Genomic DNA, 23,947 nt, shown 5'->3' with positions numbered 1-23,947 from the left:
TCGTTTACTGATGAGTAACCTCCGGCAACCTGCGACTATCCCTCACTAGGGAAGGAATGCCGCTGTGCAGAAGATCCTTGACGCGATCCTGGCCGACGAGCTGGACGCCGTCGGTTCGTTGGACGTTCCGGAGAGCTATCGGGGCGTGACCGTGCACGCGGACGAGACGGAGATGTTCTCGGGCGTTGAGACGAGGGACAAGGACCCCCGCAAGTCGTTGCACCTCGACGAGGTCGCGACGCCCGAGCTCGGGCCGGGTGAGGCGCTGGTCGCCGTCATGGCCTCCGCGATCAACTACAACACCGTGTGGACCTCGATCTTCGAGCCGGTCTCCACGTTCGGGTTCCTCAAGAAGCTGGGCGGCCGCCACGACCTGCCGTACCACGTCGTGGGATCGGACCTGGCCGGCGTCGTCGTGCGCGTCGGGCCCGGCGTCACGGCGTGGAAGCCGGGCGACCGCGTCGTCGCGCACTGCCTCGACGTGCCGCTGGAGGCGCCCGACGGCCACAACGACACGATGCTCGACCCCCAGCAGCGGATCTGGGGCTTCGAGACGAACTTCGGCGGCCTCGCCGACCTCGCGCTGGTGAAGTCGAACCAGCTGATGCCGATGCCGAAGCACCTCACGTGGGAGGAGGCGGCGTCGCCGGGCCTGGTGAACTCCACCGCCTACCGGCAGCTCGTGTCGACCAACGGCGCCAACATGAAGCAGGGCGACGTCGTGCTCATCTGGGGCGCGTCCGGCGGACTGGGCTCCTACGCCACGCAGTTCGCGTTGAACGGCGGAGCCACCCCCGTTTGTGTGGTCTCCTCGCCGGAAAAGGCGGAGATCGTCCGTTCGATGGGCGCCGAACTGGTCATCGACCGGTCCGCGGAGGGCTACAAGTTCTGGAAGAACGAGCACGAGCAGGACCCGCGTGAGTGGAAGCGGTTCGGCGCGAAGATCCGCGAGCTGACCGGCGGCGAGGACCCGGACATCGTGTTCGAGCACCCCGGCCGTGAGACGTTCGGCGCGTCGGTGTTCGTGGCGCGCAAGGGCGGCAAGATCGTCACGTGCGCGTCGACCTCCGGGTACATGCACCAGTACGACAACCGGTACCTCTGGATGAACCTCAAGCACATCCTGTCGTCCCACTTCGCGAACTACCGCGAGGCGTGGGAGGCGAACCGGTTGATCGCCAAGGGAAAGATTCACCCGACAGTGTCCAAGGTGTACTCACTGGACGAAACGGGCCAGGCCGCGCACGACGTCCACCGCAACGCGCACCAGGGCAAGGTCGGCGTGCTCTGTCTTGCCCCCGAAGAGGGTCTGGGTGTGCTCGATCACGAACTGCGCGCGAAGCACCTCACAGCTATCAATCGATTCCGGGGTGTGTGACCTTCTGACGTGACCCGAACGGGTAGCGTGAGGGGCATGGGCCTCGCCGACGACCGTGACCTCGTCCCACTGGGATCCGGCTTCGACATCGTCAAGCGCGGGTACGACCGCGCCCAGGTCGAGGATCATCTCGAACGCCTCGACTCGGACCTGCGGCTCCTCGCCGCGGACCGCGATGCCGCCGTGTCCCAGACGTCCGATCTGGCGCGCCAGCTGGAAGCCGCGCGCTCGGAGATGTCCGAGCTGCGCAACCAGGTCGAGCGCCTGTCACTGCCGCCGACGACGCTGGAGGGGCTCTCCGAGCGCCTCCAGCGCATGCTGCGGCTGGCCCAGGACGAGGCCAACGAGATCAAGGCCCGTGCCGAGGCGGAGGCGGGGCACATCCGCGCCAAGGCGGAGTCCGACGCGGGTGTGCTGCGCCAGCGCTACGAGAAGCTGATCGCCGAGCTCGACGAGCGCCGCGCCGCGATGGAGGCCGAGCACAAGGGCGTCCTGGAGACGGCGCGCACCGAGGCCGAGAAGATCGTCTCCGAGGCGGAGGGCGCCGCCCGCAAGATCGCCGAGGAGTCCGAGCAGCGCCGGGTGACCGTCGAGGAGGACTTCGAGATCGCCATGGCCGCCCGCCGCTCCGAGGCGATGGCGACGCTGGCCACGCAGGAGGCCACCTCCAAGGCGGAGGCGGACCGCCGCGTCCGCGAGGCGGCGGAGGAGGCCGCACGCGTCCGCGCCGCGATCGCCCAGGAGCAGACGACGTCGAAGGCCGAGGCCGAACGCCGCGTCCGCGAGGCGACGGAAGAGGCCAACCGCCGCCGCCACGACTCCGTGACCGAGGCCACGGCCCGCGTCCAGGAGGCCACCGACGAGGCGAACCGCCGCGTCCGCGAGGCCACCGAGGAGGCCAACCGCCGCACCGCCGCCGCCACGCAGCGCGTCGAACAGCTCCGCACCCTGCGCAACCGCCTCTCGCACCAGCTCCACAACGTGCGGGCGGCGCTGCAGGACGTCGTGCCGCTGCTCGACCCGTTGGAGGAGGAGAAGGCGCAGGCCGCGTCCTCCGGGAACGGCGCTCCGGCCGTTCCCGCCCAGCAGTCACCTGGCCAGGGCGCCCAGCCGCAGCAGGCCCAGCCGCAGACCGGACAGCCCCAGGGCGCCCCGGCACAGCAGGCCCAGCCCCAGCAGGCCCCCTCGCAGCAGGCACCGTCGCAGCAGGCCAAGCCGCAGCAGGGGCAGGCTGGTCCGGCCCAGGCCGCTCCCGCGAAGCCCGCCCAGCCGCAATCCGCCCAGCCGCAGTCCGGCCAGGGACAGCCCGGCCAGCAGAACAAGCCCCAACAGAACAAGCCTCAGCAATCGCAGCCGCAGCAGCCCCAGCAGGCGAAGCAGGCCCCGCCGAAGCCGGTCGCGGCGCAGCCCAAGCCCGCCCAGGCTCCCCCGGCAGCCCCCGCGAAGCCCTCCGGCTCCCCGGTCGACGGCCCCACCGCCAAGATCACGCGGCCCCAGCCGGCGAAGAAGTGACCTCGTAGATCGCGGGCATCGGCATCGTGCGGCAGAAGTCCCAGTCCGCGCGGTGCCCTGCCGCGATCAGCGCCCGCGACGCGAACGTCCCGTGCGAGCCGACCAGCACTGTCTCGTCCGGGTGGACAGTCGCCACGCGCGCGAGTGCCCTCCCTGCCCGCCTGGTCAGGCCGTCGAGGCTCTCGCCCTCGCCGTGGGCGGACTCGGGGTGTTCCCAGCTGCGCCGGTACAGCTCCTCCCAGTCGGCGCTCGGTAGCAGCCCCGACTCCCATTCGCGCAGCTCGGGCCACGCGATCACCTCCAGCCCGAGCGCGAGCGCCGCCGGCGTGACCGTCTGCACCGCCCTGCGCTGCGGGCTCGACAACACCGCCGTCGGCCGGTACGCGACGAGGCGCGGCACCAGCAGCTCCGCGTCCGCGAGTCCCCGCGCGGTCAGCGGTCGTTCGTCGTCGTCGGGCTCTCCGTGCTTCGGCCACACGGACTGCGCGTGGCGCACCAATACGATTCGCGTCGACACGTGACTCATCTTGGGGGAACGGGATGTTCGGAAAAGCGCTGGGCATCGACGGTGCCGAGCTCAGGCCGCTGGAGCCGTGGCGGGCCGAGGAGTTCTTCGCCCACATGGAGCGCGGCCGTGACTTCATCGGGCAGCACATCGGGTTCGCCGACGCCGCCAAGGACCTCCCAAGCGCACGCGACCTGCTCCAGAGCTACGCGGAGAAGGCCGCCGCCGACACCGGCCGGATCTTCGGGATCTGGCTGGACGACGTGCTGGTCGGCGGCGTGCTGGTGCGGGTCATGGACGTCCGGCAGGCACGTGCGGAGGTCGGCTGCTGGCTCGAACCGGCCGCGGTCGGCAAGGGGCTCGTCACGCGGGCCGCGACGCTGCTCGTCGACCACCTGATTCGCGGACGCGGCGTGCATCGGGTTGAGTGGCTGGTGTCGTCGGCGAACGCGCCCAGCATCGCGGTCGCGCGCCGGCTCGGCATGACCAGGGACGGGGTGTTGCGCTCGTACTCCACCCACCGCGGGGTCCGGCAGGACGTCGAGGTGTGGTCGGTACTGGCGCCGGAGTGGGAGAGTCGATGACTGACCTGGTGCTGCTGCACGCCTTTCCGCTCGACGCGCGGATGTGGGACGTGCCGGGTGCGCTCACGCCGTCGCTGCGCGGTCAGGGCGAACCCGGCCTGGACGCGCTCGCGTCCCAGGTGCTCGCGGTGCTCGACGAACGCGGCCTCGACAAGGTGCTGCTCGGCGGGTGCTCGATGGGCGGCTATGTGGCGATGGCGCTGCTTCGGCAGGCACCGGAACGCGTGCGGGGCCTGGTCTTCGTCGACACCAAGCACACCGCGGACACGCCGGAGGCCGCCGCGAACCGGCACGCGATGGCCGACCGCGTCGAACGCGAGGGCGTCGGCGAGTGGCTGGTCGAGGCGATGGTGCCGAACCTGCTCGGCCCGAACGCCTCCGGCACGGCACGCGCGCTGGTGCGCACGATGATCTTGGAGCAGCGGCCCGAGGACGTGGCGTGGTGGCAGCGCGCGATGGCCGGGCGGCCCGACTCGACGGACGTCCTGGAGTCGCTGGACGTCCCGTCACTGGTGCTCGTCGGCGAGCACGACAAGCTCACGCCTCCCGACGTGGCCGCGAAGCTCGCGGTGACGCTGCGGCGTTCCACGAGCGAACGCATCGAGGACTGCGGCCACCTGCCGCCCGTCGAACGTCCCGACGAGTTCCGCGCCCGCTTGGAGCGCTGGCGCGCGCAGGTCGGGCTCTAGACGCGTTCGGACCGGATCACCAGCGACGCGTGGTCGGCCTGCGCCGGCCGCGCGAGTCCCAGCAGCCCTGGTGCCAGTGGCGGCGTTCCTCGACCGAGCCCGTCTCCTCGGCCGGCCACGCGACGACGTGCGGCACACCGGGGCGGATCTCGTGGTCGCAGCCGGGACAGCGGTAGGTCTTCTGCGCCTGCGCCCCCGAGATGTTGCGGACCAGCCAGTCACCGTCGGGACCGGACTCGGCGCGCGCCCAGCCGACGCCGCCGCCGAGCGGTCGCCGGTCTTCTGGCCGGGGGCTGTTACGACGAGGCACTGCCACACGGTAACCGCTCGTAGAATCAGGCCGTGCCGACCTACGAGTTCCGTTGCCGAACCTGCGACGACACCTTCGAGCTGCAGCGCCCCATGAGCGAGGCGTCCTCCCCCGCGAGCTGCCCCGACGGCCACGCCGACACGGTGAAACTGCTGTCCATGGCCGGTATCGGCGGGACGCAGAAGCAGCCGGCCGGTGGTGGCGGCGGCGGTTGCTGCGGTGGTGGCTGCTGCGGCTAGTTCCGCCTCGCCCGCCCGGTCCGCGGTCCGGTCAGGACGTCTCGCGGTCGATCAGCACCTCGGCCACCTTGCGGCCCTGGTCGCAGACCCCGCCGAACTTGCCGGACGAGTCGATGACGATGATCCCGAGCCCGCCGCCCTCGTAGGGCACGGCGAGCACGCACGACGGTTCGACGTCGGGGTCGTCGGAGCGGTCGAGGTACGTGACCTTGCGCTCCTTCACGTCCCACTCGCCGGTGGTGCGCTCGATGGTGATCGCGCGGCCCTCGCGGAACCGCAGCGAGACGCCCACCTCGACGTCGTCGACCTTCGTCGTCCACCGGCACGACTGGTCGAACGTGGAGTCGTAGTTGATCTGGCTGGGCGGCGTGTCCGCCTTCGCGCCGGGGTAGGGCAGGTCGGTCCACTTGAGCTTCGCGCAGACGCCCTGCGCCTCACCGTCGATCGGCGCCGTGTCGAGGTCCTCGTCCGGGTCTGCGGACTCGCTCGGTTCCGCCGACTCCTTCTGCTCCTGGTCGAACGGCGAAGCGGCGTCCAGCGGCGACTGCGCGACCGCGGTGCCACCGACAGTCGTGCGAGCACAACCCGTCACGAGCACGAGGACAGCTAACAGGAGCACCAGTCGCCGCATGGCTTCCACCATGCCAGACACGACATGGTGCTCCTGTGAGCGGCTCATGAGTAGTCGCGGAACCCCTTGCCGGTCTTGCGACCGAGGCGCCCGGCCGTGACCAGGTGCTCCAGCAGCGGCGCCGGCGCGAACCCGGGCTCGCGGAACTCGTTGTAGAGCGTGCGCTGGATCGCGAGCGACACGTCCAGCCCCACCACGTCGAGCAGCGCGAACGGCCCCATCGGCAGCCCGCAGCCGACCTTCATCGCGTTGTCGATGTCGTCGGCCTCCGCGTAGTGGGCCTCCAGCATCTTCACCGCGTCGTTCAGGTACGGGAACAGCAGCGCGTTGACGATGAAACCGGCCCTGTCACCGCAGTGCACCGGGTGCTTGCCGAGGTCGAGGCAGATCTTGCGGGCCGTCGCGACGACGTCGGCCCCGGTAGCGATCGTGTCGACGACCTCCACCAGCTTCATGACCTGGGCGGGGTTGAAGAAGTGCAGCCCGACGACGTCGGCGGGCCTGCGCGTGGCCGCCGCGACCTCGATGACGGGCAGCGAGGACGTCGTCGTCGCGAGCACCGCGCCGGGCTTGCACACCTCGTCGAGCGCCGCGAAGACCTCCTTCTTGATCCCGATCTCCTCGGCGACGGCCTCGACCACCAGGTCGCAGTCCGCGAGCTCGACGAACTCGACAGCGGGCGTGATCCTGCCGAGCGCGGAGTCCCGGTCCGCCTCGGCGAGCCGCCCCTTCGACACGGCGCGGTCGAGCGACTTGCGCACCGCCCCGATCGCCCTCTCGGCTTTCTCCAGGCTGCGCGCCCGCAGCACGACGTCGTAGCCGCGCTTCGCGAAGACCTCCGCGATCCCGGTGGCCATCGTGCCCGTCCCGATGACACCGACCCGCTGCACCTCACGGGCCTGCGTGCCGCTGTCCACTTCGGACGGCGTCTGCGCGTCCGCGACGACGACCGGCGAGTCGGGCCCGTCGTAGGTGTAGAAGCCGCGCCCGGTCTTCCGGCCCAGCAACCCGGCCGTGATCATCTGCTTGAGCAGCGGCGCCGGAGCGTGCAGGCGGTTGCGCGACTGGTGGTACATCGTGTCGAGGATCTCGTAGGCGGTGTCGAGACCGATGAGGTCCAGCAACGCCAAGGGCCCCATCGGATACCCGCACCCGTACCGCATGGCCGCGTCCAGGTCCTCACGCGTCGCGTACCGCGACTCCAGCATCTTGACCGCGTGGTTGAGGTACGGGAACAGCAACGCGTTGGCGATGAACCCGGCCCGGTCCCCGATCACGACCGGCGACTTGCCCAGCCGCTCCACGAACGCCACCACGTCGGTGATCACGTCCGGCTCCGTGACGACCGTCCGCACCACCTCGACCAGCTTCAACACCTGCGTGGGGTTGAAGAAGTGCAGCCCGACGACCTTGCCGGGCCTGCCCGTGTGCACACCGATCTCGGTGATCGACAGCGACGACGTGTTCGACGCGATGACGACCTCGGGAGCGAGAATCCCGTCCAGCTCCTTGAAGATCTTCGCCTTCAGCTCGACGTTCTCCGGCACGGCCTCGACCACCAGGTCACACCCTGCGAGGCTGCTGAGCTCAAGGCTGGTCGAGACCCGCCCGTGGATCACGGCCTTCTCGTCCGCCGTGATCTTCTCGCGCTTCACGGCCCGCTCGGTGGAGTGCTCCAGGTGCCCGAGCCCGCGCTCGAGCCCGGCCGCGTCGACGTCCACCACCCTGACCTCGAGCCCGGTGCGCGCGAGTACCTCGACGATGCCCGCGCCCATGGTTCCGAAGCCGACGACTCCGACGGTGTTGATTTCGCGCGCCACTGCAGACCTCCCTGCGGGGTAAAGCGTGGGCTACCAAGGAGTAACTTGCGGGCGACTATGCCACTCCTCGCGCGCCGCCATGCCGTGAGCTTCGCCATCGGGATCGAAACAGTTATCGGTCTAGGAGAGGGGTGATTCTCAGCGTAGGGCCTGATCAGGCCATGTGGGGGAACGGCGTCTTGCGCCGTCCGGGGATGATGTGGTGGGGCCTGGGATGGTGGAGGCGGCGGGTTTGGAGGGGGTGCGGCGAGCTGACCGAGTTGGCTGCTCGGGGGCGTGAGCGGACACCAGACGTGCCGAGCCCCGAGCGAAGCGGCGTGGTGCACGACCCGACGCAGGGCTGAGCTCCCGGCCTGCCCGACATGGTTGCTGTGTGGATCGCGGTGTCGATGGGCGTGGATCACGCCACCGGCGTCGCGCAACGCACCACCGGACAGTCGGACTAGGCGACAGTGCCGACGAAGCCGGCCATGGCCCGCAGGTCGCTCTTGATCGACCTGCGTTCCCGCTTGAGCATGCCTTGCAGCATCACGTGGACCCTGCGGGTGAACAGAAGCTGTTCGGGGGCCGCGGCTTTGGCCGCTGTCAGCGCGTCCAGCGCTTCCCGGTCCTGCCGCTTCAGGTAGTGGGCCCACGCGACGGTGATCAGGTGGGACGTCCGCCGTTCGGCAAGCACGCGGGGAAGCTTGTCGTGCGGCACGAAGGAAGCCAGTTCGATCGCCTTGGCCGGATCGCTGAGCTCAAGGGACAACCACGCCCGGTGGATCGCCACATTCGTCGGTCCGAACGCGAACCAGTAGTCGTTGCGGTCGCCGATCACTTCGGCAGCACGGGATGCCTCAGCGAGGTAGTCACGAACGCCCTTGTGGTCGCCCAGCGTGGCGGCTCCGACGGCGCCCTTGAGCATGAGGGAGCCGTACACGCTGTACGCCTCCGGGTGGTCCAGCCGATGCCTGAGAGCATCCGCGGCCGCCACCGGAACATCAGTGGACTCCGTGAGTCTTCCCGCGTGACGGAGGACCACGGCCAGACGCCACGCTCCTCCGGCGATCAACAAGGGGTCGCCGGTCTGCTCGGCCGCGTGCATCGACCTTTCCGCGGCGACCCAAGGAAGATGAGACTCTCCCAGACGATCGAGCATGCCTGACGTCACCCGGTACACCAGCGCCTGAAGCCCGAACGCTTGCCGGCGTTCATCATCGGTCTCGGCGTTCCGCACCAGGTGCCAAGCGTCGCTGATCATGTCCGGGACGAGCGGAGCCATGTCCGACCAGCGTTCGGTTTGAGAGCACACGAAAGCACGTTCAACGGTCCGCCTGAGGTGTTCCGGGGACACAGGCCGGTTCGGCAGGTTCAGCAATCCCGCGATGCCGTCGTGGCGCAGCATCGACGCCTGGATCTCCGGCACGACCTCGGGCGCACTGCCCAGGCTTCTCGTCGCCCTCGCCGTCGTGCGGAACGGGCCGGGAAGCAACTCGGAGGGGGCGATCTTCAATGCCTCGGCCACCGCGACGATCGTGGACAGCTTGTCTACATCACGCTTGCCATTCTCGATCTGGCGCAGCCACTCGATCGACTTTCCGCCCACCAGGCCGCACAGAACCTCCTGTGTCATGCCTCGGCGCTTCCGGTGATGGGCGATCCGCCGGCCAACGGACCCTTCATCGCTCAAGCGCATAAGCGCAGGATACCCACCTGATCGGATGACCAAATGCGTTTTGGGGTCGCAGCCGGGTGATGTTCGTGAGTTCTCCCCGGACGGTCCGGACAAGACCGCTGATTGGGAGGTGGTCATGTTCGAGTGGATCGGACTGGTACCCGAGCCTCGGCGTGATTACCCCTGCCCACGCCCTGAGCGGTGCACGTGTGTGTGGACCCAGCTCACCTGGGGCTGGAAAAAGGGAGCAGACCGCCAAGGTTGCCCCGTGCACAAGAGGGAGGCCCACATGCGAGAGCTTGATTACCGCGGCGAAACCAGCAGGCCGACGACCACCAGAGGAAGAGGAGGCGCCGGAACCGGGCCGACTTCCGGCCACGGGAAGAGCGGAGCCGAGAAGAACCCCACCGGCAAGAACCCAGGACCGCCGAGCCTGCCGCCGAACCCGACCCACCCCGCGACAAATGAACAGGGAACGGCCACCAAGCCGCGGTGTCCAGCGAGCTTGCGTTGTACGTGGAGGGTGGGGCGCGGAAGCTCTCAGCTACCCGCCGGCACAGCCACGAGGCCCCGCACGCCCTGGCGGGTCTTATTCGTCATACCGTTTTCGATGGCTTCGAAACCGATCGGGAGGAACAGAACCGGACTAGCGGGCTATCCCTCTTTCGAGGCCCTCAGGAGCGCAAGGACCTCCCTGACGTCTTTGCGCAACTCCGCTACCTCACCGGCGAGCTGATCCAGTTTCGCATCGCGCTCGCCGGACAGCTCAGCAAGCCGAGTCTGCAGTCCCCTGACGCGGTTCTCCAGTGTCGTCATGACAGCATGATACCGAGCACCACGTTTCAGCACAGGTGCCGATATCTGCAGAATCCTCTCCCTTCAGGAGAGGATTCTCCCAGCCGATATCATTCCGCAGGGCGTCAAATTCCCGGGAGACTCGTCACGACCTTGCGCACCTTTCTTGGAGTCGCCTCAGTCGTCGAACCCCCTCTCGGCCAGCTCCTCGATGCGGCGCACCGCCTCGGCGGCGTCCTTGCCCGTGGCCACCACCGTGACGGTGGCTCCGCCGGGGGCGCCCAGGCCCATCAGGGCCAGGACGCTGGCCGCGTTCGCCTCCTCGTCGGCGTGGCGGATCAGGACGTCGGCGTCCAGCTCGGCGACTGTCCTGGTCAGCAGGGCCGCTGGGCGGGCGTGCAGGCCCACCTCGTTGGTCAGCCGGATCTCCGCCGTCACCGCGTCCGGCACCACGTGCAGGACCGGCTTCTGGGAAGTGGGGGACGTGGTGGTGGAGGAGGACGACGTCGTGGAGGTGGCGGCTACCGGGGTTTCGCCGGAGGCGCCTTCCGCTGCCGATGCCACGTCGGGGAGTGAGGCGCCGCCCTGGGCTTTCACGGCGGCGGCCACGGCTCCTTCGACCAGGGGTGCGTCCACCACCTCGTAGCGGGACGGGTCTTCGGCCGACTCCACGGCCATCTCCGCCGTCATCTTGGCGCTGCCGAGGTCGTAGAGGAGCACCACGCCTTGGCCGGTGTCGGCGTCGGCCAGTGCCTCGACCACGGCACCGTAGTCGGTGCCCAGGCCGCCTTCCTCCGTGCCGCCGACGGCCACCACCGCCACGTCGGGGGCCATCTGGGCGGCCAGCTCCGCCACGCCGTTCGCCAGCATCTCGCTGTGGGAGACGACCACGAGGCCGACCCTGCCGGTGGCGGTCATGCCTTTGCCGCCGCGTCCGCGAGGGCCCTGAGCAGCAGAGCCGTCGAGCGGGAGCCGGGGTCCAGGTGGCCCGCGCTGCGTTCGCCCAGGTAGGAGGCCCTGCCCTTGCGCGCCACCAGCGGGATGGTGGACTCGGCGCCTTCGGCTGCGGCGTCGGCCGCTGCTGCCAGGGCTTCGGCGGCTGACCCTGTGGACGAGGCCGCCGCCGCGACGGCCGGGGTGAGGGCGTCGACCATCGTCTTGTCGCCCACCTCGGCCTTGCCGCGGGCCACCACTCCGTCGAGCGCTGCCCGCAGTGCCCGTGCCACAGCGTCGCCGTCGAGCTCCGCCAGGTCGGCCACCGCTGTCGACGCGCGCAGGAACGCCGTGCCGTACAGCGGGCCCGCGGCGCCGCCGACCGTCGAGATCAGCGTGGTGGCCACCAGCTTCAGGGCCTTGGCCGGTGTCTCCGGTTCTTCTGCGTCCAGTTTGGACACCACGGCGGCGAAGCCGCGGCGCATGTTCTCGCCGTGGTCGGCGTCGCCGATCGCCTGGTCCAGGCGCACCAGCTCGTCGCGGTGCTCCTGCACCACGGCGGCGGCCGCCCGCAGTGCCGTCACGACGTCCGCGGTCGTGCACCCCACGTCAGACTCCCCACCGCAGTGCGGGCGTGTGCACCGGCGCGTCCCACAGCTCGAGCATCTCGTCGTCCACCTTCAGCAGCGTGAGACTCATGCCCTGCATCTCCAAGCTCGTGATGTACGGGCCGACGAGCCTTCGTTCCACCGTGATCCCCCGATCCGCGAGCAGTTGTTCGGCGATGCCGTGTGCCAAGTACAGCTCGATCAACGGAGTTCCGCCCATCGAGTTGGTGAACAGCAGCACCCGGTCGCCGGAGGCGAACGGCAGGTCCTCCAGGATCGGGTCGAGCAACGCCGCCACCATCTCCGAGGCGGGGCCGACCGGCACGCGCTGCCGCCCCGGCTCGCCGTGGATGCCGATGCCGATCTCCATCTCGTCGTCGGCCAGCTCGAAGCTCGGCGACCCGACGTGCGGCACCGTGCACGAGCTCAGGGCGAGGCCCATCGACCGCACCGACGAGATCACCCGCTTGGCCAGCTCCTCGCACGCCGCCAGGTCGTCGCCCCGTTCGGCCGCGGCACCGACGATCTTCTCCAGCAGCACGGTGCCGCCCACGCCGCGACGGCCCGCCGTGTACAGGGAGTCCTTCACCGCCACGTCGTCGTCGATCACGACGCTGCGCACCTCGGTCTCGGCCAGCTCGCCTGCCATCTCGAAGTTCAGCACGTCGCCGGTGTAGTTCTTCACGATCAGCAACGCGCCCGCGCCGCCGTCGGTCTTCGTGACGGCGTCGAGCACCTGGTCCGACGTGGGCGAGGTAAACACCGCGCCGGGACAGGCCGCGTCGAGCATGCCGCGCCCGACGAACCCGCCGTGCAACGGCTCGTGGCCCGCTCCGCCGCCCGAGATGACGACCACCTTGCCCCGCACGGGCGCGTCGGCGCGCACGACGACCGCCGGGTCCTCGTACACCGTCAGCAGGTCGGGATGGGCTGCCCGCATGCCCCGCAGCGCGTCGCGCACCACGGTTTCCGGATCGTTGATGATCTTCTTCATCGTGCGGCCCTTTCGATCGGCGGTGACCGTGTTCCTTCTTACTCCGGAGGTCTGACACTCGGAACCGGCGCGCCCGCCCGTTACCGTTAGCCTGCCCTAACAAATGCAGGTCAGCATCACTGCGAGTAGCGGAGGAACCACAATCGTGTCCAGGACAGCAGCGCTGCTCGTGGCGGTCGCACTGACCCTCGCCGGGTGCGGCGAGAGCACCCAGGAAAAGCCCTCCGTGGCCCAGGGAGAAGCGGACTTCGGCAAGGCGACCGACCTGAGCAACGGGTTCGGCACGCAGGCGAAGCCGGGTGAGTTCCCCCGCACGGTCAAGCACGCGATGGGTGAGACCGTGATCGAGAAGAAACCCGAACGGGTGGTCGTCCTCGACACGGGTGAGCTCGACAACGTCGTGGCGCTCGGCATCAAGCCGGTCGGCATCGCCTACACCGACGGCTCCCCCACGATGCCGTCCTACGTCGGCGACAAGGCCGGCACGCCGGAGAACGTCGGCACGATCAACAACGTCAACCTCGAAGCGATCACCAAGCTGAACCCGGACCTGATCCTGGGTTCGCAGCTGCGCGCGGAGGCCCTCTACCCGAAGCTCTCGGCGATCGCCCCCACGGTGTTCAGCGTGCGCCCCGGCTACGTGTGGAAGGAGAACTTCGTCCTCAACGCCGCCGCGCTCGACCGCCAGGCCGACGCCGCGAAGATGCTCGAGGACTACACGAAGAAGGCCACCGAGACCGGCGACGCCATCGAGGCCAAGCTGGGCGTGCGCCCGACCGTCACGGCGCTGCGCTTCCTGCCCGGCCGGATCCGCCTGTACGCCAAGAAGTCCTTCATCGGCACGATCCTGATCGACGCCAAGATCCCGCAGCCGGCGGCGTCGCAGGTGGACGACCTGGCCGCCGAGATCAGCACCGAGGAGATCGGCAAGGCCGACGGCGACTTCGTCGTCTACTCCTCCTACGGCGACCCGGCGAAGACCGCGCAGGACTCCGTGCTCGGCGGTCCGCTGTGGAACGGCCTGAACGCCGTCAAGGCCGGCAAGGCGAAGCCCGTCTCGGACGAGACGTACTTCCTGGGCCTCGGCGTGCTCGCCGCGGACGTGGTCCTGGACGACCTGAAGAAGCAGTTCGGCGCCTGACGAGGAACACCCGCGCGGGTGCTCCTCGGTCACGTCAGCGCCCGAAGAGCACCCGCGCGAGCCGCATCATCTGCCTGCCCGCCATGGACGAGCGGTCGTACGTCGCCATGTTGATCACCGACGCGAACTTCCGCTTCGTCACGGCCCTGGCGAAGGAGAACTCGCGCAGCCCGTCGTCGCCGTGGATGCGCCCGAACCCGGAGTCGCCCACGCCGCCGAACGGCAGGCCGGGAACGGCCGCGTAGGTCAGCACCGAGTTGATCGACACCATGCCGACCCGCAGCTCCTTCGCGAGCTCCTCGCCGCGCGACTTCGAGAACACCGCGGCGCCCAGCCCGTACTTCGACCGGTTCGCGAGCCGCACGCCCTCCAGCGCGTTCGGCACGCGGTTGATCACGACGGTCGGCCCGAAGGTCTCCTCGGTGACCGCGAGCGAGTCCTCCGGCACGTCCGCGAGCACGACCGGCTCGACGTACGGCGGCCTGATCGAGTCGGGCCCGCCCACCAGCGCCTTGCCGCCGCGGTCGAGCGCGTCCCGCACGTGCTCGCGGATGATCTCGACCTGCGACGGCATGGTGATCGGTCCGAGGTGCGCGTTCGGCTCCCCTCCGGGCTTGAGCTTCTTGGCGCGCTTCACGACGATCTCGATGAACTCGTCGGCGACGTCCTCGGCCACGTAGACCCGCTCGACGCCCGCGCAGGTCTGGCCGGCGTTCGACACCGCGCCCCAGATCGCGGCCTCGGCGGCGGCGGTCAGGTCGGCGTCCGAGTCGACGATCAGGGCGTCCTTGCCGCCGCACTCGACCAGCACGGGCGTGAGCGTGGCGGCGGCCGCGGCCATGACCTTCTTGCCGGTGCGGGTCGAGCCGGTGAACGCGATCTTGTCGACCCCGGCAGCGCACAGCGCCGCGCCCGTCTCGCCGAAGCCCGTGACCACCTGGAACACCGGGTACTCCGGCACCGCCTCGGCGAACGTCGACGCCAGGAACGTGCCGACGCCGGGCGTGAACTCCGACGGCTTGAACACCACGGCGTTGCCCGCGGCCAGCGCGTACGAGATCGACCCCATCGGCGTGTGCGCGGGGTAGTTCCACGGCCCGATGACGCCGACGACGCCCAGCGGCAGGTACTCGACCGACGCGCTGTGGTTGACCATCAGCATTCCCGAGGAGACCCGGCGCTTGCCGAGCACCCGCCCCGCGTGCCGGGCCGCCCAGTGCAGGTGGTCGAGCACCAGCGTGATCTCGACCCTGGAGTCGTCGGCGGGCTTGCCCGTCTCGGAGCTGATCAGCGAGATGAACTCGTCGGCGCGCTGCGACAGGATGCGGCGCCACGCGTCGAGCTTGGTCTTGCGGCCCTCGAAGCCGAGCCCCGCCCACCACGTGGCGGCCTCGCGGGCCGACGCGACGGCGTCCTCGACCTCGGCCGCGGTGTGGATCGGGTGGTGCGCGACGACCTCACCCGTGCGCGGGTCCAGTGATGCGAACCGCCGCTGCTCGCCATCGGCCGACAGCGCGCTGTCCGAAGCGGTCTGCGTCATGGGGACCTCCCGGTACTCGCCAGTAACCCGACCCTAACGGGTAGCTGTGCAACTTTCAGCCCTCTGGCTCCGCGCGGTGGCGCGGAGCCGCCCGCTCACGCGGAGGGCAGCTTGGGCAGCACGGCCTTGGCGAACGCCTGCGTGGCCTCGCAGCGGTCGAACTCCTTCGACTTCGAGCCGCCCACGATGAACTCCACGATCTCACCGGCGTCGCTGGTGTCCTTGGTGCGCACGATGACCAGCTCGCAGCTCGGGTACGAGGTGTCCTTGAACGCCTGGTAGCCCTTCAGCCCGTCCCCGAGGTCGACCTCGACGGACTTGCTGTCGAACTTGCCGTCCTTCGGGATGCGCACGGTCTTGATGTCGAGCTGCATCTGGGCGCTCTGGCCCGTCCACGAGCACTGGTGCAGGCCGAACGGCAGGGCGCGCGGCGAGGCGCCGAGCACGGGCGAGAGCATCGCCTTGTCCACGATCTCGCACGGGTCGACCTCGACCGGCGAGCCCTTGCCGGGGCTGTACTTGGCCGGGTTGCCGCGCAGCTTGCGGATCGCGCCCTCCAGCACCTTGCGGCCGGGCTCGCACGGCTCCGCCGCCTCGCTGCCCGACCCGGTCGTGATCTGCACCCGCACGGCCATGCCGGGGCTCTCCTGCGTCACGGCGGTGATGAAGCAGGACGAGCTGAGCTTCTGCTCGCCGCTCTTGAGGCCCGCGATCGTCTTCGTCGCGTTCTTCAGGTCCGTCGACGTCAGCGAGTAACCGATGTCGATCGTGACGCTGAGCGTCTTGCCCGCCTTGTCCTTCATGTAGTTGGAGCAGCGCGTGTAGTTGCTGCTCGAGTACCGCGACGGCGTGCCGACCGTCTCCAGCAGGTCCTTCTCGATCACCGCGCACGGGTCGACCAGTCGCAGCCGTTCCGCGGCGAACGCGGGGTCGACGGGCTTGCCCGGCTGCGCCGACGGCCTGGTCGTCGCCGACGGGTCGGCCGGGTCCCGCTCGGCCCCCGCCTGCACGGTGCGGCGGGGCGAGTTGGTCTTGGCGAGACCGGGCCCGGTGGCGCAGCCGGCCATCAGCAACGCAGCGGCGGCGACCACGGCGGTGGCACGAAAACGAGGCACGACGTGCACGGTAGCGACCTTTCCGCGCGTTCGTGGCCGGTACCCCGACTTGCCCCGTGGCCTAAGTCACGCTCAGCTACGGGAACGATTCAGAAGATCGACGCGCTGTACCTGATGAAGACCCCGAAGAGAAGGAGAGACGTGCGAAACCGCATTCGCCGCGCATTCAGCTGGCTCGACGCGTGGACGATCGAGGCGTTCAACCCCGTCTACCCCGGCGGCCGCTCGGAGTCGTAGCGGTCACAGCTCCTTGAGGGGCTGCTTGTCGGTGTCCGCGAACTGGGGCCGCACCAGCGCCCAGGCGGCGAACGCCACGGCCAGCACGGCCATCGCGACACCGGCCCACAGGTTGATGTTGACCCCTTCCGCCTTCCTCAGGTCGTCCTCGCTCGTGAACCCGAGGCCCACGACGACCAGTACGACGCCGTACAGGCCGAAGAGGAACGCGATGATCAGTCGCAGGTCGAACAACCTCATGACGGCCTCCCTCAGGCGAAGACGAAGTAGAGAACAGCGGTCAGGGCGATCACGCCACCACCGAGCAGAGCGGGCGAGCGGTACCAGCCGGCGTCCTCACCGGTGGTGGCGTGCGCCCTGTCCTCCTTCGGCGTCAGGCTGTAGACCAGCCCGACCAGCTCGCTGTCGGGCTTCGGCCTGGTGACCGCGGTGACCGCGACGCTCACCAGGATGTCCACCACGAACGCGAGACCGGCGCCGAGGAAGCTCGCGCCCTGACCGGGCAGCTCGAGCAGCTCGATGCCGAACGACGGCTCCGAGACCGCGTAGATGAAGATCGCGGTGAACGTGCCCGCGAGCAGACCGACCCAGCCCGCCGTCGGCGTCATCCGCTTCCAGAACATGCCCAGGATGAACGTCGCGAACAGCGGCGCGTTGAAGAACGAGAACAGCGCCTGGATGTAGTCCATGATGTTGGACCCGCCCAGCGCCGCGGCGATGAACGCCGTGCCGATCGCGAGCACGCACGCGCCGACCGTCGCCCACCGCCCGACGCGCAGGTAGTACTCGTCCGGCCGGTCCTTCTTCACGTAGTCCTGCCACAGGTCGTACGTGAACACGGTGTTGAACGAGCTGACGTTCGCCGCGACACCGGCCATGAAGCTCGCGAGCAGACCGGTGATGGCGATGCCGAGGATGCCGTTGGGCAGCAGGTCGCGCATGAGCAGCGGCAGCACGTCGTTGTAGGCCACACCGGTGTCCGTGTCACCGGCCTTGAGCCGGGTCATCTCCGGCACGATCAACGCGGCGATGATGCCCGGGATGATGATGATCGCCGGGATGAGCGCCTTCGGGTACGCGCCGATGATCGGCGTGCGCTTGGCCGCCGACATCGACTTCGCGCTCATCGCGCGCTGCACCTCGGCGAAGTTCGTCGTCCAGTAGCCGAACGACAGGACGAACCCAAGACCGAACACGAGTCCGATGACACTCCACACCGGGCTGTTGATGCCGGTCAGCTCCGTCGCGGGCCACGCGCTCAGCTGCTCGGAGTCGGTGACCTTCTCGACGATGCCCTGCCAGCCGCCGACCTTGATGAGGCCGACGATCGTGAGCGGCGCCAGCGCGGCCACGATGACGAAGAACTGCAGCACCTCGTTGTAGATCGCGGCGCTCAGACCACCGAGCGTCGTGTACGCGAGCACCACCAGCGCCGCGACGCAGATGGACACCGGCAGCGGCCAGCCGAGCAGCGCGTCGATGATCACCGCCAGCGCGAACAGGTTGATGCCCGCGATCAGCACCTGCGCGACGGCGAAGCTGACGGCGTTGACCAGGTGGGCGGGTTTGCCGAACCGGCGGCGCATGAACTCGGGGACACTGCGCACTTTCGAGCCGTAATAGAACGGCATCATCACCAGACCGAGGAACACCATCGCCGGGATGGCGCCGATCCAGTAGTAGTGCACCGTCGCCATGCCGTACTGCGCGCCGTTGGCCGTCATGCCCATCAGCTCGAGCGCGCCCAGGTTCGCCGAGATGAACGCGAGACCCGTGACCCACGCCGGCAGGGACCGCCCGGACAGCAGGAAGTCGAGGCTGGAGGAGACGGACCGCCGCGCCATGACGCCGATGCCGAGCACCACCACGAAGTAGATGACCAGCAACGCGTAGTCGAGCGGCCCCGCGTCGAGCCGCAGGTCCGCTTCGGCCAGCACCGACACCGACACTGCCCACCTCCAAGACTTCCAACAAAGTCGAACAACACCGACCAGGAGAGGACAGTACTCCAGGTGCGCGAGGTCTTACCCCGTGTGCGTGATCACGAAACCACGGCATGCGACGGGTCGCTCGTTGAAGCCGGGAGGAGAGAAAACCAGCGCGTGCGTGAGCCCGCGGCGCCTAGGCTCAGGGCATGACGGAAGCGCGCGACGAAGCCGCGTTCGCCCTGCTCGAATCGCTGCCGGACGAGACTCTGGACCGACTCATGGACCTGGTCGTCGCGGGCAAGCCGGTGCAGGCGGTCAAGCTCGCCCGGGAGACCGCCGGCCCCGGCCACTCGCTCCAGGCGGCGATCGAGGCCGTCGGCCTGATGGTCAGCCGGTGACTCAGAAGAGGCGGAACTCGTCCGGCTCGATCCCGCGCAACGCGTCGTAGTCCAGCACCACGCAGCGGATGCCGCGGTCCTCGGCCAGCGTCCGCGCCTGCGGCTTGATCTGCTGCGCGGCGAACACGCCTGCCACCGGCGCCAGCAGCGGGTCGCGGTTCAGCAGCTCCAGGTACCGCGTGAGCTGCTCGACGCCGTCGATCTCGCCGCGGCGCTTGATCTCGACCGCCACCGAGCCGCCCTTGGCGTCGCGGCACATCAGGTCGACCGGGCCGATCGGCGTCGGGAACTCGCGGCGCACCAGCGTCCAGCCCTCGCCCAGGGTCGTGACGTGCTCGGCGAGCAGCTTCTGCAGGTCGGCCTCGACGCCGTCCTTGCGCAGGCCGGGCTCGGGGCCCAGCTCGTGCTTCGAGTCGTGCAGCACCTCGTCGAGGGTGATGATCAGCTTCTCCCCCGCCTTGTTCTGCACGGTCCAGATGTCCGGGTCCTCGATCAGCCAGCAGGGCGGGCTCATCCAGTTCAGCGGCTTGTAGGCGCGGTCGTCGGAGTGGATCGACACCGAACCGTCGGCCTTGATGAGCAGCAGGCGCTGGGCCATGGGCAGATGGGCGGTGAGTCGGCCTACGTAGTCGACCTGGCAGCGAGCGATGACGAGACGCACCGCGACAGGCTACGGGGTGTGTCCACGATCCGGCCGTTAGGTACGGTCCGTGCCGTGGAAAGCCTCGGCACCCGTCTGGTGTACGCAAACCCGTGGATGACCATCAGGGAAGATCCGATCCGCCGCGCGGACGGCACTGAGGGCATCTACGGCGTGGTCGACAAGCCCGACTACGCGCTGGTCATCCCGCTCGACGGCGAGCGCATCCGTCTCGTCGAGCAGTTCCGCTACCCGCTCGGCCTGCGCCGCTGGGAGTTCCCGCAGGGCACCGCGCCGGACCGCGCCGACGCCGACCCGCTGGAGCTGGCCAGGCGCGAGCTGCGCGAGGAGACCGGGCTGCGCGCGGGCAAGCTCGTCGAGCTGGGCCTCCTCGACGTCGCGCCCGGCATGTCGTCGCAGCGCGGGCGCGTCTTCCTCGCCACCGAGCTGACCGAGGGCTTCCACGAGCGGGAGCTCGAGGAGCAGGACATGCGCTCGGCCTGGTTCCCTCGCGCCGACTTCGAGCTGATGATCTCCAAGGGCGAGATCACCGACGCCCAGTCCATCGCCGCCTACACGCTCCTGCTGCTGCACGAGCACTCCCAGCCCTGACGAGCTAAGGGCTCTGGAAGGCCGCCCGGTAGCTCTGCGGCGAGGTCCCGGCGATCCGCTTGAACCTGTCGCGGAACGCCGTGGCCGACCCGAACCCGACCCTGCTCGCGATCAGCTCGACCGGGTCCCTCGTCGTCTCCAGCAGGTGCTGCGCCTGGCGGATCCTCGCCCGGTGCAGCCACTGCAGCGGCGTGGTCCCGGTCTGGTCGCGGAAGCGCCGGTTCAGCGTCCGCGTGCTCATGCCCGCCTGCCGCGCGAGGTCCTCCAGCGTCAGCTCGCGCGCGGCGTTGCTCTCCATCCACTTCAGCAACGGCTCCAGCTCGGCGCCCTGAGGCGTGGCGGGCGGCGTCACGATGAACTGCGCCTGCCCGCCCTCGCGTTCCAGCGGCATGACGGCGAACCTGGCCGCGTCGGCCGCCACCGCCGAGCCGTGGTCGCGCCGGATCATGTGCAGGCACAGGTCCAGCCCCGCCGCGGCGCCGGCGGACGTGAGGAACTGCCCGTTGTCGACGTAGAGCACGTCCGGGTCGACCTCCAGGGCCGGGTACCGGGCGGCCAGCTTCTCGGCGCCCAGCCAGTGCGTCGTCACGCGGAGGCCGTCGAGCAGCCCCGTCGCCGCGAAGACGAACGCGCCCGTGCAGATCGACGCGATCCGGGTGCCGCGCGCCGCTGCCTTCCTCAGCGCCTCGACGACCGGCTTGGGCACGACCATGTCCGGGTCGTGGCCCGGCAGCATGATCGTGTCCACTTCGGACAGGATTTCCAGACCGTGCGGGACTTTCACCTCGAAACAGCCCGCGTCGGCGGTCCTCTTCGGACCGCAGACCCGCACCCGGTACCGGTCGACCCAGTTGAACGCGTCGACCGGCGTCGCGAAGTCGAACGGGACCACGCTGTCCATCGCCACCACCGCCACCTCGTGCACGACCCCGACTGTAGCTGGCGAGAATCCGTTGGAACATGGCATTCCAGCCAGTTCTGCCCACGTCTCCGCGCTCCTACGGTGTGATCACCGAACGCGAGGAGTGCTGAAGTGAAAGCTCAGGTAGTGCTGTTCGACGGCTTCGACGCGCTGGACGCGATCGGCCCCTACGAGACGCTGGTCGCGGGCGGGGTCGAAGCCGAGCTGGTGACGGCGGAGGGACCGCGCGAGGTCCCCGCGGGGCTGGACATGCTGTCCCTGCGCGCCACCGGGAAGCTCGACCCGCAGGCGGGGGGCGTGATTGTCGTCCCCGGCGCGGCCGCCTTCACCGAGGACGAGGTGATCCCCCTGCTCGCCGCCGGCGCGTCCACGGTCGGGCCGGTGCTGAAGGAGACGAACGCGGTCATCGCGACCGTGTGCGGCGGATCGGTGCTGCTGGCCATCGCCGGGCTCATCAAGGGCCGCAACGCGACCACCACCTTCGTCGGGCTGCACGTGCTGGAGTCCATGGGGGTGAACGCCCACCGCGTCCGCATCGTCGACGACGGCGACCTGGTGACCGCCGCCGGCATCAGCTCCGGCGTCGACCTCGGCCTGTACCTGCTCGAACGCGAGGTCGGCGTCCAGCAGGCCCTGACCGTCGAGGAGCTGTTCGGCCACGAGCGCCGCGGCACCGTGTGGAGGGCGGCGTGAGCAAGCTGTTCCTCTCGCTGCACGTCCTGGCCGCGATCATCGCGATCGGCCCGGTCACGGTCGCGGCGAGCATGTTCCCGAAGGCCGTGCGCGCCGCGGACGGGAACCCGGCGCTGCTGCACCGGATCTGCCGCGTCTACGCGCTCATCGGCATCTCGGTGCCGGTGTTCGGGTTCGCGACGGCCGGCGTGATGGGCGTGACCGGCCACCCGTGGGTGGTCGTGTCGATCGCGCTCACGACGGCCGCCGCGTTCGTGCTGGTCCTCAAGGTCATCCCCGGTCAGGAGAAGGCGTTGAGGACCAGGGACGTGAAGCGGCTCGCCCTGTACACGGGCGTGTTCAACCTGCTGTGGGCGACCGTGACCGTGCTGATGATCCTGCGGCCCGGCTCGACCACCGGCGCCTAACGGTCCTGGGTCACCGGCCGGACCACGATCTCGTTGACGTCGACCTCCGCCGGCTGCGCGACCGCGTACGCGATGGCCTCACCGATGGCGGACGCCGGAAGCGCCTTCCTGACGAACTCCTCCATCACCGAGGCCGCGAAGTCGTCGGTGATGCCGTCCGTCAGCTCGGACGCCGTGGCGCCGGGCGAGACCACGGTGACGCGCACGTCCTGGCGTTCCTGGCGCAGTCCCTCGGACAACGCCCACACCGCGTACTTCGTTGCGCAGTACACGGCGGCGGTCGGCATGACCATGTGCGCGCCGACCGAGGCGACGTTCACGACGTGCCCGCCGCCGGTGAACCGGGGCAGCACGGCGGCGATGCCGTTCAGCACGCCCTTGAGGTTGACGTCCACCATGCGGTCCCACTCGTCGACCTTGAGGGAACCCATGAGGGACAACGGCATCACGCCCGCGTTGTTCACCAGCACGTCGACCCTGCCGTACCGCTCGACGGCCGCGTCCACGAACGACCGGAAGGACTCGCGCGAGGTCACGTCCAACGGCGCGTGAGCGGCACCGATCTCGGCCGCCAGCGCCGCCAGCCTGTCCTCGCGACGTGCCCCGAGGAACACCCGGTGCCCGGCGGCGGCCAGGACGCGGGCCGTCGCCTCGCCGATCCCGCTGGAAGCTCCACTGATCACCACGACTTTGCTCATGACACAAAGATCAGCGCGCGCCACCGGACCGGCCAGGACGCCTTCGCCCGAGGCGCGTGCTGCCCAGGTGCGCCACACCCAGGCAGCACGCGGGCACCGCCGATACCCTCGGGAACCATGCTCGGCGAGTTCCTCAAAGCCCACCGCGCCCGCGTCGACCCCGAGTCCACCGGCCTGCCGAGCCACACCCAGCGCAAGGTCAAGGGCCTGCGGCGGGAGGAGGTGGCGGTACTGGCCGGCGTGAGCGCCGACTACTACGCCCGCCTCGAACAGGGCCGCGAGACCAACCCGTCCGCACAGGTCCTCGACGCGCTCAGCCGCGCGTTGCGCCTCGACACCGACGCCCGAACGCACCTGCACCGCCTCGCCGGAGTCGCCGCCGACGAGGGCCACACGACCGACAACGTGAGCCCCGAACTGCGCAGGCTGCTCGACGGCTGGCACGACGTGCCGGCGTTCGTGATGAACGGCGTGCTCGACGTGCTGGCGATGAACCCACTGGCCGAAGCCCTCTACGAGCCGTTCTCCCCCGCCGACAACGCCGCCAGGATGACGTTCCTCGACCCGGCGGCGAGGAGCTTCTACCCGCGCTGGAACTGGGTCGCGCAAAGCACCGTCGCACACCTGCGGCAGACCGCCGACCCGAGATCGCCCCGCCTGCGGCTGATGGTTGCGGAACTGAGCAGGAGCAGCGAGTTCCGCGCTTTGTGGGAACACCACGAGGTGCGCGGGAAGACCCAGGACGCCAAGGAGTTCGTGCATCCGGCGGTCGGCCCGCTGAGGCTGAGCTACCACGCGTTCGACGTGCGGGACGCCCGTGGGCAGACGTTGGTCGTCTACCAGGCCGAGCCGGGCCCGAACGCGGACGCGTTGAAGCTGCTGGCGACCAGTCGGGCGACGCGGGAAGCCGATGCGCGGGAGAAGGTGCCCGTGCCCCTGTGGATGCCTGCGGCGACGTGAC

General features: G+C 69.6%; 26 protein-coding genes and 1 pseudogene. 11 read left to right on the top strand and 16 right to left on the bottom strand.

Translation table 11 applies throughout. The features are described from left to right. The first annotated feature begins 64 nt into the window (after positions 1–64). Positions 65–1,378, top strand: a complete 1,314-nt coding sequence (gene ccrA, locus BLT23_RS12165; protein ID WP_090048513.1) for a crotonyl-CoA carboxylase/reductase — start codon at positions 65–67, stop codon at positions 1,376–1,378. A gap of 36 nt (positions 1,379–1,414) precedes the next feature. Then, positions 1,415–2,395: pseudogene (locus BLT23_RS41615) on the top strand (chromosome segregation protein); the annotation flags it as partial. 466 nt (positions 2,396–2,861) lie between these two features. Here BLT23_RS41615 and BLT23_RS12155 read toward each other — a convergent pair. Further along, the gene (locus BLT23_RS12155) at positions 2,862–3,407 is read right to left on the bottom strand and encodes a histidine phosphatase family protein (protein WP_090048509.1); all 546 of its coding nucleotides are present in this window, start codon (positions 3,405–3,407) and stop codon (positions 2,862–2,864) included. Between the two features lie 23 nt (positions 3,408–3,430). Here BLT23_RS12155 and BLT23_RS12150 point away from each other — a divergent pair, with 23 nt between their 5' ends. Both BLT23_RS12150 and BLT23_RS12145 read left to right on the top strand, forming a co-directional pair. After that, positions 3,431–3,979: a GNAT family N-acetyltransferase gene (locus BLT23_RS12150; RefSeq protein WP_090048508.1), complete on the top strand. Its 549-nt coding sequence runs from the start codon at positions 3,431–3,433 to the stop codon at positions 3,977–3,979. Continuing rightward, positions 3,976–4,668, top strand: a complete 693-nt coding sequence (locus BLT23_RS12145; RefSeq protein WP_090048507.1) for an alpha/beta fold hydrolase — start codon at positions 3,976–3,978, stop codon at positions 4,666–4,668. Before BLT23_RS12150 ends, BLT23_RS12145 begins: the two co-directional genes overlap by 4 nt. 16 nt (positions 4,669–4,684) lie before the next feature. Here BLT23_RS12145 and BLT23_RS12140 read toward each other — a convergent pair whose 3' ends face one another. Further along, positions 4,685–4,978 carry a hypothetical protein gene (locus tag BLT23_RS12140; protein ID WP_090048505.1) on the bottom strand — a complete coding sequence of 98 codons (294 nt, stop codon included), beginning with the start codon at positions 4,976–4,978 and terminating at the stop codon, positions 4,685–4,687. A 32-nt stretch (positions 4,979–5,010) separates the two neighbouring features. Here BLT23_RS12140 and BLT23_RS12135 point away from each other — a divergent pair, with 32 nt between their 5' ends. Continuing rightward, positions 5,011–5,217: an FmdB family zinc ribbon protein gene (locus BLT23_RS12135; protein WP_090048504.1), complete on the top strand. Its 207-nt coding sequence runs from the start codon at positions 5,011–5,013 to the stop codon at positions 5,215–5,217. A gap of 31 nt (positions 5,218–5,248) precedes the next feature. Here the strand turns inward: BLT23_RS12135 and BLT23_RS12130 are convergent, their stop codons facing one another. From BLT23_RS12130 to dhaK, 7 genes are all read right to left on the bottom strand, one after another. Then, positions 5,249–5,848, bottom strand: coding sequence for a DUF3558 family protein (locus BLT23_RS12130; RefSeq protein ID WP_176946703.1), 600 nt, complete (start codon positions 5,846–5,848; stop codon positions 5,249–5,251). A gap of 44 nt (positions 5,849–5,892) precedes the next feature. After that, the gene (locus BLT23_RS12125; RefSeq protein ID WP_090048501.1) at positions 5,893–7,668 is read right to left on the bottom strand and encodes a 3-hydroxyacyl-CoA dehydrogenase family protein; all 1,776 of its coding nucleotides are present in this window, start codon (positions 7,666–7,668) and stop codon (positions 5,893–5,895) included. A 442-nt stretch (positions 7,669–8,110) separates the two neighbouring features. After that, complete coding sequence (locus tag BLT23_RS12120) at positions 8,111–9,346, bottom strand: helix-turn-helix domain-containing protein (RefSeq protein WP_176946702.1); 1,236 nt, start codon at positions 9,344–9,346, stop codon at positions 8,111–8,113. A gap of 633 nt (positions 9,347–9,979) precedes the next feature. Continuing rightward, positions 9,980–10,141 carry a hypothetical protein gene (locus tag BLT23_RS40675; RefSeq protein WP_176946701.1) on the bottom strand — a complete coding sequence of 54 codons (162 nt, stop codon included), beginning with the start codon at positions 10,139–10,141 and terminating at the stop codon, positions 9,980–9,982. Between the two features lie 156 nt (positions 10,142–10,297). Beyond that, positions 10,298–11,038, bottom strand: coding sequence for a dihydroxyacetone kinase phosphoryl donor subunit DhaM (gene dhaM, locus BLT23_RS12115; protein WP_090048498.1), 741 nt, complete (start codon positions 11,036–11,038; stop codon positions 10,298–10,300). After that, entirely contained in the window at positions 11,035–11,661 is a 627-nt protein-coding gene (gene dhaL, locus BLT23_RS12110; RefSeq protein ID WP_090048496.1) for a dihydroxyacetone kinase subunit DhaL, read from the bottom strand. Before dhaL ends, dhaM begins: the two co-directional genes overlap by 4 nt. 1 nt (position 11,662) lies before the next feature. After that, a complete protein-coding gene (gene dhaK, locus BLT23_RS12105; protein WP_090048494.1) occupies positions 11,663–12,655 on the bottom strand; it encodes a dihydroxyacetone kinase subunit DhaK in 993 nt (330 codons plus the stop codon). Positions 12,656–12,800: 145 nt separating this feature from the next. Here dhaK and BLT23_RS12100 point away from each other — a divergent pair, with 145 nt between their 5' ends. Beyond that, positions 12,801–13,796, top strand: a complete 996-nt coding sequence (locus BLT23_RS12100; protein WP_245743904.1) for an ABC transporter substrate-binding protein — start codon at positions 12,801–12,803, stop codon at positions 13,794–13,796. A 34-nt stretch (positions 13,797–13,830) separates the two neighbouring features. On the opposite strand, the gene BLT23_RS12095 is transcribed toward BLT23_RS12100, so the two are convergent. The 4 genes from BLT23_RS12095 to BLT23_RS12080 form a co-directional block, all read right to left on the bottom strand. Further along, positions 13,831–15,336, bottom strand: coding sequence for an aldehyde dehydrogenase family protein (locus BLT23_RS12095; RefSeq protein ID WP_090048491.1), 1,506 nt, complete (start codon positions 15,334–15,336; stop codon positions 13,831–13,833). Between the two features lie 95 nt (positions 15,337–15,431). Beyond that, on the bottom strand, positions 15,432–16,451 hold the full coding sequence (locus tag BLT23_RS12090; protein WP_143035908.1) for a hypothetical protein: 1,020 nt from the start codon (positions 16,449–16,451) through the stop codon (positions 15,432–15,434). Between the two features lie 240 nt (positions 16,452–16,691). Next, complete coding sequence (locus tag BLT23_RS12085; protein ID WP_090048488.1) at positions 16,692–16,928, bottom strand: hypothetical protein; 237 nt, start codon at positions 16,926–16,928, stop codon at positions 16,692–16,694. Positions 16,929–16,939: 11 nt separating this feature from the next. After that, complete coding sequence (locus BLT23_RS12080; protein ID WP_090048623.1) at positions 16,940–18,631, bottom strand: sodium:solute symporter family protein; 1,692 nt, start codon at positions 18,629–18,631, stop codon at positions 16,940–16,942. 191 nt (positions 18,632–18,822) lie between these two features. Here BLT23_RS12080 and BLT23_RS12075 point away from each other — a divergent pair, with 191 nt between their 5' ends. Beyond that, positions 18,823–19,014, top strand: coding sequence for a hypothetical protein (locus tag BLT23_RS12075; protein ID WP_090048486.1), 192 nt, complete (start codon positions 18,823–18,825; stop codon positions 19,012–19,014). Position 19,015: 1 nt separating this feature from the next. Here BLT23_RS12075 and nucS read toward each other — a convergent pair whose 3' ends face one another. Continuing rightward, positions 19,016–19,675 carry an endonuclease NucS gene (gene nucS, locus BLT23_RS12070; protein ID WP_090048485.1) on the bottom strand — a complete coding sequence of 220 codons (660 nt, stop codon included), beginning with the start codon at positions 19,673–19,675 and terminating at the stop codon, positions 19,016–19,018. Positions 19,676–19,729: 54 nt separating this feature from the next. On the opposite strand from nucS, the gene BLT23_RS12065 reads away from it, so the two are divergent. Continuing rightward, entirely contained in the window at positions 19,730–20,266 is a 537-nt protein-coding gene (locus BLT23_RS12065; RefSeq protein ID WP_090048483.1) for an NUDIX domain-containing protein, read from the top strand. Positions 20,267–20,270: 4 nt separating this feature from the next. Here BLT23_RS12065 and BLT23_RS12060 read toward each other — a convergent pair whose 3' ends face one another. Beyond that, positions 20,271–21,191: a GlxA family transcriptional regulator gene (locus BLT23_RS12060; RefSeq protein ID WP_090048482.1), complete on the bottom strand. Its 921-nt coding sequence runs from the start codon at positions 21,189–21,191 to the stop codon at positions 20,271–20,273. 108 nt (positions 21,192–21,299) lie between these two features. Here BLT23_RS12060 and BLT23_RS12055 point away from each other — a divergent pair, with 108 nt between their 5' ends. Together BLT23_RS12055 and BLT23_RS12050 are read left to right on the top strand one after the other, a co-directional pair. Next, the gene (locus BLT23_RS12055) at positions 21,300–21,881 is read left to right on the top strand and encodes a DJ-1/PfpI family protein (protein ID WP_090048480.1); all 582 of its coding nucleotides are present in this window, start codon (positions 21,300–21,302) and stop codon (positions 21,879–21,881) included. After that, positions 21,878–22,288: a hypothetical protein gene (locus tag BLT23_RS12050; RefSeq protein WP_090048622.1), complete on the top strand. Its 411-nt coding sequence runs from the start codon at positions 21,878–21,880 to the stop codon at positions 22,286–22,288. The genes BLT23_RS12055 and BLT23_RS12050 overlap by 4 nt, the downstream gene beginning before the upstream one ends. On the opposite strand, the gene BLT23_RS12045 is transcribed toward BLT23_RS12050, so the two are convergent. Next, positions 22,285–22,986 (bottom strand): SDR family oxidoreductase, encoded by a 702-nt coding sequence (locus BLT23_RS12045; RefSeq protein WP_090048478.1) that lies wholly within the window; start codon positions 22,984–22,986, stop codon positions 22,285–22,287. The two genes, BLT23_RS12050 and BLT23_RS12045, sit on opposite strands and share 4 nt — an antisense overlap. 117 nt (positions 22,987–23,103) lie before the next feature. Between BLT23_RS12045 and BLT23_RS12040 the strand changes: the two genes are divergently transcribed. Beyond that, positions 23,104–23,946: a helix-turn-helix domain-containing protein gene (locus tag BLT23_RS12040; protein ID WP_090048477.1), complete on the top strand. Its 843-nt coding sequence runs from the start codon at positions 23,104–23,106 to the stop codon at positions 23,944–23,946. Position 23,947: the final 1 nt, after the last annotated feature.

Origin of the sequence: Lentzea fradiae (assembly GCF_900100955.1) — a bacterium.
In the GTDB taxonomy this organism is placed as follows: Bacteria; Actinomycetota; Actinomycetes; order Mycobacteriales; family Pseudonocardiaceae; genus Lentzea; species Lentzea fradiae.
The sequence above is the reverse complement of the archived record's forward strand: the minus strand, read 5'-3'. Positions and strand labels throughout refer to the sequence as shown.